This is a genomic window from Psychrobacter sp. ER1 (assembly GCF_048631835.1).
Taxonomy (GTDB): Bacteria; Pseudomonadota; Gammaproteobacteria; order Pseudomonadales; family Moraxellaceae; genus Psychrobacter.
In genome coordinates this window covers 932,619-948,732 of record NZ_CP184640.1, presented here as the reverse complement: position 1 = coordinate 948,732, position 16,114 = coordinate 932,619, and the positions used below count along the sequence as shown (strand labels likewise).

The window sequence follows — 16,114 nt, the reverse complement described above, 5'->3', positions numbered from 1 at the left end:
TTGATGAGAAAATCCCAAAGTTAAATAGTTTAAATCTTGATAAACCAAAATCTATATGCAAAGAAAAACCCCGAACCTAGGGCGATTGGTTCAGGGTTTCAATACTTCATGTTATTGTTATTATCTCTCTTCCGTGCTGACTCATCCTAAGTCATTTAACAGTATTATATAAGACAGCGGGCTGACCTGTGCTTTTATTGATACCGTCTCAACACTACATCCATGCGTATCCTTGTGTTGATGGCTGTATTATAGGCCAATGAATTTGGTGCCGATAGAAGCTAAAGACTCTATTTTGCGTAAGCATATGCTTACATCACTTTTATGCATTACCGTTAATAAACGGCCTCTTTTATCAACCAAAACTGCGCTGTTCTTGTCTGTGCTCTTCTGACACTTTTTCGCCTTCTTTCTTGCCTTCTTCGATTTTGTTGTCAGTTTCTTGGATATCTTCTGCTTGTGCAGTAGGCGCATTGCCTTCTTGCTTGCTTGCTTCTTCTGGCTCATATTGTAAGGTAGTCATCACAGGAAAGTGATCAGATCCTACGGATGGCATACGCTGAATATCAACTACCGTAAAGCAAGCACTATGAAAGATATGGTCTAGAGCCCAACGCAGAAATGGGTATTTAACATGAAAGGTATTAATAAAATGTCGACCAATGCGAGGATCTAGCAGGCCAGAGATACGTTGGAAACGACGTGTGGTTTTTGACCATGCGACATCATTGAGGTCACCTGCCAGTATCGCCGTTTGGTCGTTTTCTTTTATATGTTTACCCACCATGAGCAGCTCAGCATCACGCGTGGTGGACTTATCAGCTTCAGTTGGACTAGGCGGCATGGGATGCAAGCAATATAACCAAACGACGCGACCTCCTTGCAAACGTAACTGTGTATGGATAGAAGGTATATCATCTATCATCAAATACTTAACTTCAGGATCAATTAGCTCAAGCTTAGAATACAAGTGCATACCATATAAATTATCTAGTGGCACTTTCACGGTATAGGGATAGTCAGACTCAACTTGCTGTAAGGCTTGCTCCCATTTCTTATCACTTTCTAATGTAATTAAGATATCAGGCTGCTTTTGCTTAACTAAATCGACCAGCTTTTGCGTTTCGTCATTGGGCGTCAATACGTTTGATACCATGATTTTTATTTGATGCGCTTGCCCTTCTGGCTTGTCTTTTGCCTTTTGAACTTCTTTTTTCCACAGCTTAGTATACGGCAGTACCATTCTCAGCTGAAATGCTAACGTACCGCTCAGTACAACAAATAATATCCACTGCCATAACTCCCACTCTGAGAAAAACACTATCATGCCAACCCAAGCAATAATACCAAGCACCATTATTTGAATGCGTGGAAACTCAACACCACGCACCCACCAGTTATCTAGCGGCAGCCAGCCCCAGATTGTGACAAAGGCGATGAATCCTGCTAGACCTTGTAAGGCGTAATATAATAGTGAGAGATCCATAAGTAGGTACTAACCGTTGATTGAAATGTTGATAGAGCCGATGATGTATATTGGTTAAGCTTTTGTTTGATAAGAAATATCGTGGTTGTAACTCACCTGACATTAAATAACTAACGTCGAGTAATTGTGTTTGAGACTTACTTTAGCATTTCAGAAGATTCTCGCCTACTGGTGAGTCTCAATTATGCGACAACTATCATAAAACGTTACAATATTGGCTCATTCAATATAATGAGTGCTTTATTAAACACCATATTTTTGAGGTCGTCAGATAGCCAAGTATTTCTTCAATAGTAATAACTTAAAGTTATAGTCGACATAGTTAATAGTGTATAGAAAACGACCAAATAATAGCCAAAACGCCTTGCTTTTTCGCGCCATTCACGGCATTGTTATCGGTTGACGATGCAACAAATAATTGTAAATAGGATTGAACTTCATGAGTGATTTAACAGTAGGTTTGGTAGGCTGGCGCGGTATGGTAGGGTCAGTATTAATACAACGTATGCAGGAAGAAAATGACTTTAACGGGATCAAACCCGTGTTTTTTTCTACCAGTAATGCTGGTGGTGATGCACCAAAATTCGATGGTATTGAAACCGGCCAACTAAAAGACGCTCATGATATTGAAGCACTTGCTGCTTGTGATGTCGTTATTACTTGCCAAGGTGGTGACTATACGTCAAAGGTCCATCAACCACTGCGTGATAGTGGTTGGAACGGCTATTGGGTTGATGCGGCAAGTACGCTGCGAATGAAAGATGACAGCATCATCATTCTTGATCCAGTCAACCGTAACGTTATTGATAGTGCCCTAGCCAACGGCAAAAAAGACTTTATCGGTGGTAACTGTACCGTATCATTGATGTTGATGGCTATCGGTGAGCTGTTTAATAAAGGTTGGGTCGAATGGGTCAGCGCGATGACGTATCAAGCTGCTAGTGGCTCTGGCGCAAACAACATGCGCGAGCTCATCAACGGTATGGGTGTGTTACATGATGCCGTCCAAGACGAATTGGCTGACTCTGCTAGCGCTATTCTTGAGATTGATAAAAAAATCGCTCAGACTCAGCGCTCAGCAGACTTCCCTACACAATACTTCGGTGTACCATTGGCAGGTAGCTTGATTCCTTATATCGATGCGCAGCTAGAAAACAAACAGTCAAAAGAGGAATGGAAAGGCGGCGTCGAGACCAATAAGATCTTGGGTAACGATGATACCAGTACGATTCCTATCGACGGTATGTGTGTACGCGTCGGCGCTATGCGTTGTCATGCGCAAGGTTTAACGATCAAGCTGAAAAAGACATTCCACTAGAAGAAATCGAAGCTGCACTCAAAAACAGTGGCAACGAGTGGTTGGACTTGGTCGAAGATGACAAAGAAGCTACCATGAATCGCCTAACTCCAGTGGCCGTAACTGGCACCTTAACTGTTGCCCTAGGTCGCTTACGTAAGCTTAATATGGGCCCTGAGTATCTAGGTGCTTTTACCGTTGGTGATCAGTTGTTATGGGGCGCAGCAGAACCATTACGTCGTATGCTTAATATCATCCGTGAGCAAAACGTCTAACTCAGATACTTTAGATGAAGCACAAAAAAGACAGCGATTGCTGTCTTTTTTATGTGCTGATTACTATTTAGATCGATAAGCAATCATCACCTCATTACGACGTAAGAATGGTAGCGTCCAAGGTGGGTTATAACGTGCTAATTCAGGCTCGCCTATAGGCGTCAAATTCTGGTTTTGCATCCATGTTTGCAGCGCTTCGGTTTTTTCCGCTACTTTGTCTTCTCCTGCGAGCCAAGAGAACTTAATCACACCATACGTCTGTGCGGGTACTTCTATAATCTCAACGTCTGGATTATTTGGCTTTGGCAGTGTTTGCATCGTATATTTACTAGGCATCGTAAATTGTACGCGCCACTTACCATCGTCTTGTTGCATACTGACTGGTGCTGTCATGGCAATTTTTTGTGACTCATTATCACTTTCTTTGTTATTAGCTTGCATCGTAACAGGTGCCGTCATACTGATTTTACTACTGTCTCCACTTGGTGCTGTGTTATTACCAAAAATATAGTCCGCTAAAACCTTAAATCCTTCACGACTTGCTGATTCTTGGTCACCACTCACCCACGTTTGCGCTACTAGCTGCTCATCATAACGACGCAGCTCAAAGTCATCTACTTGGGTCAATACTGTGTATTTCGGCTCTTCAGTAGCCATAGCCCCTCCTGATATCAATAATAAACCACTCAACAATAAGTAAGCTGTCTTTTTCATATAATGTCTCCAGCATCTAAAAGCATGGTGTGGCAATGATTATTACCTCACCTGTATAACTTCTACTGTATCAATAGACCTCTAGCACTGTCTGTGTCTTTTGGCGTGCTATCTGTATTTTTTGGTTATGAAAAAGGGATGTCAAATAAAATCCCTAAAGAACATATTAACTATGTATCGATACCACTAAATATCCATGTCCAAAAAAACCGCTAACAATGCTATAATTAGCGCCATTTTCATAGCTTAAATAGCGGTTATCATATGCAATTTGTCTTACATAAAACGGCCAGCGGTGCAACGCGTGCACGCCGTGGTACGGTTCATCTCAATCATGGCGACGTGCAAACGCCTGCTTTTATGCCTGTTGGTACTTATGGTACGGTCAAAGGCATGCTGCCACGTGATATCGAAGCCATCGGTGCTGATATTATTTTGGGCAATACCTTCCATCTCTGGTTACGTCCGGGTACTGAAGTCATTGATAAATTCGGTGGCTTACATAAGTTTATGCATTGGGACAAGCCTATCTTGACCGATTCGGGCGGTTTCCAAGTATTCAGCCTCGGCGCAATGCGTAAAATTACCGAAGAAGGCGTAAATTTTAAATCTCCTATCGATGGCGCAAAGGTATTTCTCTCACCAGAAAAATCTATGCAGATTCAGTACAGCTTGAACTCAGACATCGTCATGCAGTTCGATGAGTGTACGCCGTATCCAGCCACTCATGATGAAGCGAAAAAGTCGTTAGAGCTATCGCTACGTTGGGGACAGCGCTGTATCGATGAGCACAACAGACTGGGCAGCACCAACGCATTATTCGGTATTGTACAAGGCAGTATGTATCCTGATTTGCGTCAGCAATCACTTGAAGGCCTGTTAGAGATTGGCTTTGATGGTTATGCTATTGGTGGTCTTTCAGTTGGCGAACCTAAAGAAGAGATGATAGATGTCCTAGACTACCTGCCTGATGATATGCCAGCAGATAAGCCACGCTATCTTATGGGTGTTGGTAAGCCTGAGGATTTAGTTGAGGGCGTACGTCGCGGTGTGGATATGTTCGACTGCGTGATGCCAACTCGTAACGCGCGTAATGGCCATTACTTTGTGACGGGCGATGCAGACAATGCTGGTGTGGTACGTATTCGTAATAGCCAATATCGCAATGATGAAGGCTCATTAGATCCTGAGTGTGACTGCTATACTTGCCAAAACTTTAGCCGTGCTTATCTGTACCATCTTAATAAGTGCAAAGAGATGCTAGGTGCTCAGTTAGCGACCATTCATAACTTACGCTATTACCAACGTTTGATGCAAGGTATCAGAGATGCTATCGAGCAAGATAAATTTGATGAGTTTGTCAGTGAGTTTTATGCCAAACGCGGTCAAACGGTTCCTGAGTTAAACTTGCGTTAATCCTGTTTAATATTTACTACTTGTTATCTAAATCTGTTGAAATAAAAAAGGGTTTAAGAATAATCTTAAGCCCTTTTTCTGTGCTGCTTTTATCACTCAATGATTATCACTTAATGATTTAAGTAGAGTCTATTTTGACTACTATCCCATCAATGACGTCACAAATACTACAATAACAGCGATTGGCGCGATAAATTTCGCAACGATTTGCCACAGCTGCCATGTACCATTAGATAAACCAAGCTCTTGCTGGATATTGCGTTGATCCATTTTCCAACCAACAAATACAATTGCAGCCAGACCTGTTAGAGGCAATAGGAACTTACTAGTAAGCTTATCTAATGCATCAAAGATACCATTACCCATGATAGTGAAGTCAGACCATAGGTTGAACGATAGCAATGCTGCAATACCTAACAACCAGATTACTGTACTTGCCACGATAGTAGATACAGTACGACTCATCGACGTACGCTCTTCTAACAACTCAACGGTTGGCTCAAGCAACGAGATAGATGAGGTGATAGCGGCAAAGGTAATAAGCAAGAAGAACAATGCACCAATAATGGTACCCGCACCCATGCTACCGAAAGCAATTGGCAAGCTCACAAAGATAAGACCAGGACCTGATGCAGGATCTAGACCATTGCTAAAGATGATTGGGAAGATGGCAAGACCAGCAGCCAACGCAATAACCGTATCCAAAATAACAACGGTACGTGCTGTTTTTAGCAAGTTCACTTCACGGCCCAAATACGAACCATAAGCAACCATGATACCCATACCAATTGATAGGGTGAAGAATGCATGACCTAATGCTGCAAGCATAACATCAGCCGTTAGTTTGCTAAGATCTGGTGTAAATAGGTAAGCAACTGCTTCACCAAATCCACCGTTCATCACGTTATAACCGACGATAACGAACAGAATCACACCCAATAATGGCATTAAAATCTTAGCTGTTTTTTCGATACCACTTGTCACACCAATACCAACGATGACAGCGGTTAAAATCATAAATACCGTATGCCAAATCGTCAATGTGCCAGCTGATGCAAGCATAGCATCAAAGGTTGCAGCAACAGAATCACTGTCTTGACCAGCAAAACTACCTGTTGCAACTTTAGTGATATAGTTCAGCGCCCAACCACCGATCACACTATAGAACGATAGAATTAAGAAGCCACCTAAGATACCAGTAGCACCAACGATGCCCCAGCTACGTGACTTACCTTCAGTCGCTGCTACGTCTGAAAAAGTATTGACTGGGTTTTTTTGACCACGTCGACCAATTAACCATTCAGCAACTAATATCGGAAAACCGACCAGCGCGATACAGAACAAATAGGCAATAACAAAAGCTGAACCACCGCTTTCGCCAACCATGTATGGAAATTTCCATATGTTTCCTAAACCAACTGCTGAGCCTACTGCTGCCAATACGAAGCCAAAGCTTGAGCTCCATTGGGCATGTTCTTGTTTATTGATAGCCATTTTTTCCGTCCTCGTGCTTCAATTAACGTTACTGATAATCTTCCTTGATCAACATAAATAGTCGGCCTTACCATTGAGCTATTTAGTAAACGCTTCGATGTGAAACGCCCAGCAACATTAAGAAAGAATTGATTACAATATCGTAAACGCTCAGTTTCTGCTAAGCGACCAAAAAAGTCAAGTGCTCATAAATATAAAAAGCCATAACAAATAGTTATGGCTTTTATCTAATTCACCTTCATTCCATAAGAATTTAGCTGATTAAAAGTATCTAACTCATCATTAATCGAGTTGTTTTTTTAGCGGACAACACCGCGGCTGCTATTTTGCAAAGAATCAATAAGTAGCTGAATTTTTGGCTCTTTAGCCAATAGCTCATTATGTAAGACTTCCAACGCTTGTGCAGTGGTCAAACCTGATCTGAAAATCGTACGATACGCTTGACGTAAGACATTAATAGTTTCTTTTGACCAACCTTTACGGCGCATACCCTCGATATTGAGTCCATGAGCCTTTGCTGGATTGCCAGATACCATCGTAAATGCAGCCACATCTTTTAGAATGAGGCTTGCTCCGCCAATCAAGCTATAGTCATCTACTGTACAAAACTGATGTATGCCTGAGTTACCACCGATGATGGTATGGTCGCCGATAGTCACATGCCCTGCTACACCGACATTGTTAGCCAGTACGTTATGATCGCCAATGACACAATCATGTGCGACATGGGTGTTTACCATCAGTAAATTATGACTGCCGATTTTAGTCAGCTCGCCGTCTTGCGCTGTACCGCGATGTAGGCTACAGGCTTCACGAATCGTATTGTGATCGCCAATTTCAAGCCAAGTACGCTCACCTGCATACTTTAGATCCTGAGGATCTTCTCCAACACTCGCAAACTGATAAAACTGGTTGTGCGCGCCAATACGAGTCAACCTAGTTACAACGACATGCCTATGCAACACAGTATGTGGTCCAATTGATACTTCATCACCAATGATACAGTAGGGACCAATGATGGCAGTCTCATCAATCTGTGCAGATGGCGAGATGATTGCTGTAGGGTGAATCTGACTCATGATGTGGGCCCTTGTATCATTTAATGCAAATAAATAGTCAGCCAAATGCAGCTGGTTTGGCTTCATGAATGAGGCCAATATCCGCTGCTTTGTTAAATATCAATATAATAGCTCATTATAATTGTGAAGATCGATTCGATATAGCGCTTTATGAATGCTAACTCATTGCAAACTTAGGCACTTTTACTGCTCTTGACGCGCAATCATGATTTGAGCACTCGCAGCAAGTTCGTCTTCGACATGTACCGTACAATCAAACTTATAAATACCATGGCGCTGCATCACTGTCTTGGCACGAATAATGAGTTGATCACCAGGAATCACTCGGCGCTTAAACCGCACTTTATCCACACCAGCAAACAAATACAGATAGCCATCTTCTGAAGTCAGACCTGCGGTAATGAACCCAAGTATGCCTGAAACCTGTGCCATTGCTTCTACCATCAATACCCCTGGCATGATTGGCTCGTCAGGAAAATGCCCATTAAAAAACTCTTCATTAATAGTCACGTTTTTGATACCAGTAATACACTCGCCTGGCGTACAAGCTACAATACGATCTACCAGCATAAAAGGATAACGATGCGGTAAGTAATGCTTAATCGTATGATACGTTAATGGTAGCGTAAGACCTTGCTCAGCTAAGCTTTTAACGTCTTCATCAGTTGGGATATCTATATTGTTATTGCTCATAATGACGCTTCCTTGCTGTGTTTTGAATATCTATTATTTGTTTGTGTTTGCATTAGTTATTGCCTAGCTGACGAAAACGTACAGCAGCACGTCGCCAATTAGCAGTTGGCATTGCAGCCGTACCAGATGAATATGAGCCAGCGGTTTTAATGGATTTGGTTACCATGGTCATGCCAGATAAAACAACATCGTCTGTAATCTCGATATGCCCTGTGATACCGACAGCGCCGCCTATTATACAGCGCTTACCTATCGTAGTACTACCCGCAATACCGGTTTGAGCAGCAATAGCAGTGCCGTCACCGATACGGACGTTATGGGCAACTTGTACCAAATTATCAATAATCACGTGATTACCAATAACGGTATCATCGATAGCGCCACGATCGATACATGTCTGGCTACCAACTCGTACATAATCACCAATAATGACACGGCCTAACTGGGCAATGCGCTCCCAACCTGTGTTACTAGGATCTTTAGTAGGCGCAAAACCGAACCCTTCAGATCCGATGCTTACTCCTGCATGCAATCTAACGTGATTGCCAATGACACACTCAGGCCCAACAACGACTTGCGACTTAATGACACAATCGGTACCGATACTGGTATTGGCCTCAACCACGACATGAGCATCAAGTGAGCTACGCGCCCCTATTTGTACATTGTCACCAATCACACAAAAAGGACCGATATTGACTTGCTCGCCAATAACAGCACTGTCTGCAATCACAGCACTAGGATGAATTCCGTTAGATAAAGAATGACGTGCAAACAGCTGACTGGCACTGGCATAAGCCAGATATGGATTTGAAACGACTAGCGCTATCGCTGAGGTAGGCACCTGGTCACGATATGCTTCCGTTACCAACACTGCCCCTGCGTCACTGCTCGCCAAGCTAGAAATATAGTGAGGATCTGCCAAAAAGCTTAACTGCTGCTGACTGGCTGTCGTCAAACTACCGACGCTACTGAATGGTTGACACAATTGCTCAGTATCAATCTCAGCCTTATTAATAATAGGCTGACGCTGCTCAATTCGAGTAATGAGTTGCTCAATCGTTATCATAATGACTATTAATAAAATGTGTTTATAAATGAAACGGTCGCCAAAATAACAATGCGTTTTGACGACCTACTAAGCTCTAATGATATTTCCGTCTATTTGAAACAATCTTTACAATTACTCAAATAGATATGAAAAATGTCATTAATTTAGAATGTATTACCAATCTGGAACTGGACTTTTTCAGTCTCATCGCCCTCTTTGTCACCAAATGGTACCGCGTAGCTAAGTGAGATCGGACCAATTGGCGTATACCAAGTGATACCAGCACCCGCACTGTAGCGGAAGTCATTATCTTGAGTCAGCAATGGAACATCTGAGTCATTAAAAGTACGATCTTCTTTATCAGAAGTGTCAAAGACCTGACCACCTTCAGCAAACAATACTGGGCGTACTTGATCTGCCCAGTCACCTTTGAACGGCATTGGCAAAATTAGTTCAGCACCAAACGTAGCTAGCGCATTACCACCAACCTCTTCTGCGGTAAAGGTTTGGTTGTCTGGATCATTGACCGCATCAAGATAAACTTGTGATTTAGGTCCTAGTGTCGATGATTCATAGCCACGTACTGAGCCATAACCACCAGCATAGAAGTTCTCATAGAACGGTAAATCATTACCATAACCAAGCTTAGTATAACCACGCGCGATCACGTCTTTATAAATAGGGTAATATATATTGCCGCTATAAGTTAGCTTTTGGTAGTTGGCATCGCCAAGACCGATGGTTGCATCAACCGCATGGCTCATCCCTTTGGTAGGGAATACTGGACGATCTAGGGTGCTATAGTCCCAACCAAACAATAGGTTGTAAGTCTGATAGTCATTCTTGAAGCTAGCAACACCATCAGTCTCGACTTCCGGCGTTTTCGTACCGCCCTCGTCTAGAATTTCTTGGACATTAGATATACCTAGATAACGACCACCACGAACCTTTGTGTTGTCTACATTTAGACCAGCACTAAGACGTTTGGTTTCGTCAATAGGATAACTATAGTTCAGCGTCGCACCATATGAATCGGTCACATAGTTACTAACGTTGTCGTCGTCATATTTGGTTTTGCGATAATAACCGCTGATACCTTGAGAGACACCGTTTTCTGTAAAGTACGGATCGGTATAACCTAGGCTATAAGAGTCACGTGTCTCTGAACGAGAAAGCGCAGCCTTAACACGGTTACCGGTACCCATAAAGTTGTTTTGGGTCAAATCCAACTGGAAAGTCACACCACCGCTTTGTGAGTAACCGGCTGCAATCGTTGAGCTACCAGAAGGCTGCTCTTCAACCACATAGTTCACATCGACTTGATCCGGCTGGTTAGGTACTGGCTTAACATCGACAGTGACATTTTTAAAGAAGCCAGTACGCATCAAACGCGTGCGTGACAGCTGAATTTTATCATTAGATGACAGCGTACCTTCTAACTGACGCATTTCACGACGTAATACTTCGTCTTGCGTTTTGATATTACCCGTAAAGTTGATACGACGAACGTAGATAGGACGAGCAGGGTCAATATAGTAATCAACATCGACCATTTTCGTATCGTCATTGATACGTGGTACTGGTCTGATTTGAGCTAGATAATAGCCTTCGTTACCATAGCGTCTTTTAAGAGAAGCAGTGGTTTCGTCTAGTTTTGCTTGCGAGTATTTTTCGTTAGATGCAAAGCTCACCAGCTCTTTTAGCTCACTGTTCTCAAAAGTAGGTTTACCTAAAAAGTTCACTTCGCCAAACTGGTATTGTTCGCCTTCGCTTAGGCTGACTTCGATAAACACACTACTTTTATCTTCGCTGATGTTCAATACGGCATTATCAACTGAAAAACGCACATAACCATCGTTTTGATATAGCGCCTTTAAACTCTCTAGACTAGCGGCCAGTTTTTCTTGAGCGTATCGATCAGACTTAGATAATAGACGCGTCCATGAAGACTCTTTTACTGCGAAAACGTCTTTGATCTCTTCATCACTAAAGTGCTTATTACCAATGATATTGATATCGACAACTTTAGCAGGCTTGCCTTCTACAAAGCGTACGTCAAGTTTTACGCGGTTGCCATCAAGTACCGTTTGATCTATTTCGATATTACTATTGTAGTAACCTTGGCTAATATATTGCTGTTGTAGCTCATTGGCCACGCCTTGCAAAGTAGACTGCTTGAGCACGTCACCAGCAGAAAGACCAGCATTCTTCAGTCCCTGCTCAAGCCCTTCTTTAGGAATAAGCTTGTTACCTTCAAAGGTTACTTCAGCGATCGTTGGACGCTCAATAACGTCAAATCTTAGCTTGCCACCTTCGACACGGCTTTGAATATCAGCAAAGTTTTCAGTTGCATATAGCGCCTTAATACTGGCAGCTAAGCTACTATCATTCACCGTATCGCCTACCGTAACAGGTAAGACCGGATAGAGGCTATCAGGGGTTAGGCGTTGTAAGCCATTAAAACCGATGTCAGTTACTACAAATTCTGCAGCCTGTACTGGCATACTCATCATCGCTACAACTAACGGCAACCCAGCCGCGCTCATAATTAAAGGCGTACGCATAAACACTATCCGTCAATAAAAAAATTGCTTAAGTTAAGTTAAAAGGCACGTATTGTCTAACCCGTGCGCATAAGGTTATAAACCCATGCAAGGGTAACTCAGAACACTTTATATAAATTGCATCACAAAATAAACTAAAAATTACGATTAGTACAGAGGCTGCGACACAGAGTAGCATGCCTATCATAACAATAATCAGCCTATAATAGGCGTAAAACCATTAGTATATCGTGCTTTATCAGCCATATTGCTCATCAGCTGACTAAAATAGCCGGCTGATGTCATTACCAATTGCTAACACCATGAAACCTGCCAGTAAGAGTAAACCGATATTTAGACCGACCATTTGCACACCTTCAGACAGTGGCTTACCGCGAATCAGCTCAATAAAATGATAGACAATATGACCACCATCTAATACTGGAATCGGCAAAAGGTTTAAGACGGCAAGACTTAAGCTAATAAGCGCCGCTGTCGATAATACCATCTGCCAACTGATATCAAAGCTTTGCTTGGCGACTTTGGCAATGGTAATTGGCCCTGATAGATTGTCTAAACCAATCATACCTGACAGCATTTTTCCCATCGAGCTTACGGTCATTACTGCGAGCTGCTCAGTCTTTTCAAACGACTTAACTAACGACTCACTAGGGCCATAGACCACGGTAGTCTTGTAATCATCAGGAATCACAATCTCAGTCTGATCCACCATCGCACCAATCTGTCCGTAATCATTACCCAAGTTGTCTTTTTTGCCTTGGGGCATAATTTGCAACTGTACAGGCTTGTCATCACGCAACACCGTAAAGTTCAACAGCGTTTCAGGATTATCACGAATGATACGCGTCGCAGTAATCCAATCTTCGATTGACTCATTATTAATAGCAGTAATGCGGTCACCAACCTTTAGACCTTGGCGGCTAGCGGCACCATCGGGAGCCAAACCACCTACAATCGGCGCAATCTGCGGCTGCCATGGCAACATACCAAAGCTGGTCAGTGCGTCTTTGCCTTGAGCCTCGCCTTGCATAAACTGCGTAACTGGTGCTTGATAGGTTTTAGTCGACTGATCGGTTTGGGCGTCTGACTGCAAGGTAATGCTGACATTATCCGTCTCACCCATACGTCCTGCAAGGCGATAGTTAATACCTTCCCATGTCTGCACATCGTGCCCATCAATCGCAACAATCTTATCACCGACTGGCAGCTGTGCCATCGCAGCAGGCGTATCTGGTAGTACCTGACCAATCTTAGTCGCCAACTGCTCAGATGGGGTCATAAATAGTACCCAAAATAGCGCGATAGCGATAACAAAATTCATGATAGGGCCAGCTGCAACGATAGCAATTTTCTTGAGCGGATGTTGCCGATTAAACGCAAGGTGCTGCTCATCTTTTGCGACATTACCTTCACGCTCATCTAGCATCTTTACATAACCGCCAAGTGGCAATGCTGAGATACGATAGTCGATGCCGCTCTTTTTACTGGTCCAACCAAAAACTTTAGGACCAAAACCGATAGAGTACGTTAGCACTTTGACACCGCAAAGCCGCGCCACAATATAATGCCCCCACTCGTGTAAGGCAATAAGCGGGCCCAAGACAAATATGGCAGCAAGAAGTGTTAGTAAAAACGTCATGATTTTTTCTCAGTATTGTCTCTCAGCATTTTTATTAACATCTTCGCTAATATCGTTTATCAATGTCATATATCAGCTAAGAGACGCTTGCTACGATTATGTCAGCTTTGCTACCAACTTATCAGTCAGATGGCGTGCAATCTTATCGATTGCCAATATGTCTTCTATGTCAGCAGTTTCTTTCAATGGTGGCAGCTGTATGTCATTTAAGGCTTGTTCGTTAATATTAGCAATGTCCGTCAAACGTATTTTACCATCGAGGAATGCCGCTACTGCAATTTCATTTGCCGCATTGAGCACAATTGTGGCTTGCGTTCCGGCTTGCATAGCTTGGCGGGCCAAACGCAAACAGGCAAATTTTTGCAAGTCAGGCTCAATAAACTCCAAACCACTAAGTGCAAATAAGTCTAACGGCTGCGAGCCACTATCAATGCGATCAGGATAGCTCAGCGCGTGCGCAATGGGCGTTTTCATGTCTGGACTGCCCAGCTGTGCTAAAAAACTCCCATCGCTATATTCTACCATTGAGTGAATGATACTTTGTGGATGAATAACCACATTTATCTTATCTTCAGGCAAATCAAATAAGTGACAGGCCTCTATCAGCTCAAGCCCCTTATTCATCATCGTCGCCGAATCGACAGATATCTTTTGACCCATTGACCAATTCGGGTGTTTGACCGCTTCTGCGACGCTTGCCTGCTGCATTTGCTCAAACGACTGCTGCAAAAATGGCCCACCAGAGGCTGTTAACCATAGTTTACGGACACCATGATTTGACTGATGGATTTGCGTATTATCTTGCTGAATAGCAAGTGGTAAGCATTGAAAAATAGCATTGTGTTCAGAATCGAGCGGCAGCAAAGTGGCTTTGTGCGTCTTGACCGCATCGATCATAACCTTACCTGCCATGACTAAGGCTTCTTTGTTGGCCAATAAGATACGTTTGCCTGCACGTGCTGCTGCCAATGTAGACGGCAACCCTGCCGCCCCTACAATCGCCGCTACCACCGTATCAGTCTGCGGATCAGTGGCAATATCTACTAATCCTGCCTCGCCCCTACGACCTCACTATCAATCCCTGCGGCTTTAAGCCTGTTAGCAAAATCATCCACGGCTGACATTGGCACACTGACGCGTTTCGGCAAAAACTGCTGACAGAGTGCAAATAGCTTATCTAAGCGATGATAGCCTGATAAAGCATAGACTTCATAAGTTTGCGGTTGCGCCGCTAATATTGCTAAGGTGCTATCGCCAATCGAGCCTGTCGCGCCTAGTACGGCGATGCGTTGCGTCATAACCATCAATGCCCATGATACTTAAAAATAATAAAAATAGAATATCGTCTATTAACTATAAAATTGTCATGCTAGTAGCCACGCTTGCCATACCAATGCATTGCTCGCTCTCGGCTGACTTATACCAATATTATGGTGAACTGACTACAGAACAGGTCTAAATAGAACAGTGCTGCTATATAACCTTACACCACTATCAAACCAAGCTGCTGTATCGCCCAAAAACCAAGGGCAAATATCGGTGTTGCAGACAACAGAGAATCGATACGGTCAAGGATACCACCGTGACCTGGCAAGATAGTGCCTGAATCTTTTACATCAGCACGGCGCTTGAGCATCGACTCGAACAAGTCCCCAAGTACAGAGGCAAGAATAGTGATGGCCGATAACGCTACAAATGCGATTAACGGTACACCGGTCAGCTGTAATTTAAAGACGCTAATGGCTACCACAACTAACAGCCCTGTGACGAGGCCACCAGCCAACCCTTCCATGCTCTTATTGGGTGAGACATTGGGTGCCATTTTTCGGCGACCAAGTTTGCGTCCAACGAAATATGCGCCACTATCTGCACACCATACTAATAAGAACACATACAGCAGCCACCACGCAGATAACTGCCAGAGATAGAACATCGCCGTGATAGATGCCGTCAAAATAACCGCGCCCATCATTGCCAGCTGGTTGCCGTACCATCTCGTCTGTGTTGGGAAGACTCGAACCCAAGACAGCGCCATCAGCCATATAATGAGTGACGCCACCCACCAAAACAACCAAGTTACCTTGAACATCAGTGAGAATATAGTAAGCGCTAAAATCAATAGAACGAATACCACAGGCTGGCGCCATTTAGGCATCAATTTAGCCCACTCATGAGCGGCGATAATGACCCCAATGGCCAACAGTGGTGCAAATAAAATAGGCGTTTGGCTCGCAAACATTGCAATACCAACGATAATAACGAGAACAATTGCCGTCTTAATTCGTTGCCACATACTTATCGAGCCTTATAATAATGAAGAACAGATGGTCAAAAAATGCATTATAGCAGCTAACTAACGATGGCCTAGTGATAGCATTCAATACTAATTCAAGCCGTTTATCATTG

Annotated in this window: 10 protein-coding genes and 2 pseudogenes; 2 read left to right on the top strand and 10 right to left on the bottom strand. The window is 43.2% G+C overall.

The features are described from left to right. Nucleotides 1–355: 355 nt before the first annotated feature. The gene (locus ACOBWA_RS04435; RefSeq protein WP_420230316.1) at nucleotides 356–1,486 is read right to left on the bottom strand and encodes an endonuclease/exonuclease/phosphatase family protein; all 1,131 of its coding nucleotides are present in this window, start codon (nucleotides 1,484–1,486) and stop codon (nucleotides 356–358) included. A 439-nt stretch (nucleotides 1,487–1,925) separates the two neighbouring features. Here ACOBWA_RS04435 and asd point away from each other — a divergent pair. Continuing rightward, a pseudogene (gene asd / locus ACOBWA_RS04430) lies at nucleotides 1,926–3,058 on the top strand (aspartate-semialdehyde dehydrogenase). A gap of 63 nt (nucleotides 3,059–3,121) precedes the next feature. On the opposite strand, the gene ACOBWA_RS04425 reads toward asd, so the two are convergent. After that, nucleotides 3,122–3,715: an SOUL family heme-binding protein gene (locus tag ACOBWA_RS04425; RefSeq protein ID WP_420230315.1), complete on the bottom strand. Its 594-nt coding sequence runs from the start codon at nucleotides 3,713–3,715 to the stop codon at nucleotides 3,122–3,124. A gap of 321 nt (nucleotides 3,716–4,036) precedes the next feature. Between ACOBWA_RS04425 and tgt the strand changes: the two genes are divergently transcribed. Beyond that, nucleotides 4,037–5,188 carry a tRNA guanosine(34) transglycosylase Tgt gene (gene tgt, locus ACOBWA_RS04420; RefSeq protein ID WP_102078127.1) on the top strand — a complete coding sequence of 384 codons (1,152 nt, stop codon included), beginning with the start codon at nucleotides 4,037–4,039 and terminating at the stop codon, nucleotides 5,186–5,188. Between the two features lie 141 nt (nucleotides 5,189–5,329). Here the strand turns inward: tgt and ACOBWA_RS04415 are convergent, their stop codons facing one another. The 8 genes and pseudogenes from ACOBWA_RS04415 to ACOBWA_RS04380 form a co-directional block, all read right to left on the bottom strand. Further along, nucleotides 5,330–6,682: a sodium-dependent transporter gene (locus ACOBWA_RS04415; RefSeq protein WP_102094408.1), complete on the bottom strand. Its 1,353-nt coding sequence runs from the start codon at nucleotides 6,680–6,682 to the stop codon at nucleotides 5,330–5,332. Between the two features lie 299 nt (nucleotides 6,683–6,981). After that, nucleotides 6,982–7,761: an acyl-ACP--UDP-N-acetylglucosamine O-acyltransferase gene (gene lpxA, locus ACOBWA_RS04410; RefSeq protein WP_420230314.1), complete on the bottom strand. Its 780-nt coding sequence runs from the start codon at nucleotides 7,759–7,761 to the stop codon at nucleotides 6,982–6,984. A gap of 183 nt (nucleotides 7,762–7,944) precedes the next feature. Further along, the gene (gene fabZ, locus ACOBWA_RS04405; RefSeq protein ID WP_420230313.1) at nucleotides 7,945–8,454 is read right to left on the bottom strand and encodes a 3-hydroxyacyl-ACP dehydratase FabZ; all 510 of its coding nucleotides are present in this window, start codon (nucleotides 8,452–8,454) and stop codon (nucleotides 7,945–7,947) included. Nucleotides 8,455–8,506: 52 nt separating this feature from the next. Next, nucleotides 8,507–9,523 carry a UDP-3-O-(3-hydroxymyristoyl)glucosamine N-acyltransferase gene (lpxD, locus tag ACOBWA_RS04400; RefSeq protein ID WP_394124294.1) on the bottom strand — a complete coding sequence of 339 codons (1,017 nt, stop codon included), beginning with the start codon at nucleotides 9,521–9,523 and terminating at the stop codon, nucleotides 8,507–8,509. Between the two features lie 146 nt (nucleotides 9,524–9,669). Continuing rightward, nucleotides 9,670–12,069, bottom strand: a complete 2,400-nt coding sequence (bamA, locus tag ACOBWA_RS04395; RefSeq protein ID WP_420230312.1) for an outer membrane protein assembly factor BamA — start codon at nucleotides 12,067–12,069, stop codon at nucleotides 9,670–9,672. 262 nt (nucleotides 12,070–12,331) lie between these two features. Further along, the gene (gene rseP / locus ACOBWA_RS04390) at nucleotides 12,332–13,708 is read right to left on the bottom strand and encodes an RIP metalloprotease RseP (RefSeq protein WP_238053219.1); all 1,377 of its coding nucleotides are present in this window, start codon (nucleotides 13,706–13,708) and stop codon (nucleotides 12,332–12,334) included. A gap of 96 nt (nucleotides 13,709–13,804) precedes the next feature. Next, nucleotides 13,805–15,006, bottom strand: a pseudogene (ispC, locus tag ACOBWA_RS04385) (1-deoxy-D-xylulose-5-phosphate reductoisomerase). A 185-nt stretch (nucleotides 15,007–15,191) separates the two neighbouring features. Further along, nucleotides 15,192–16,001, bottom strand: coding sequence for a phosphatidate cytidylyltransferase (locus ACOBWA_RS04380; protein WP_420230311.1), 810 nt, complete (start codon nucleotides 15,999–16,001; stop codon nucleotides 15,192–15,194). Nucleotides 16,002–16,114: the final 113 nt, after the last annotated feature.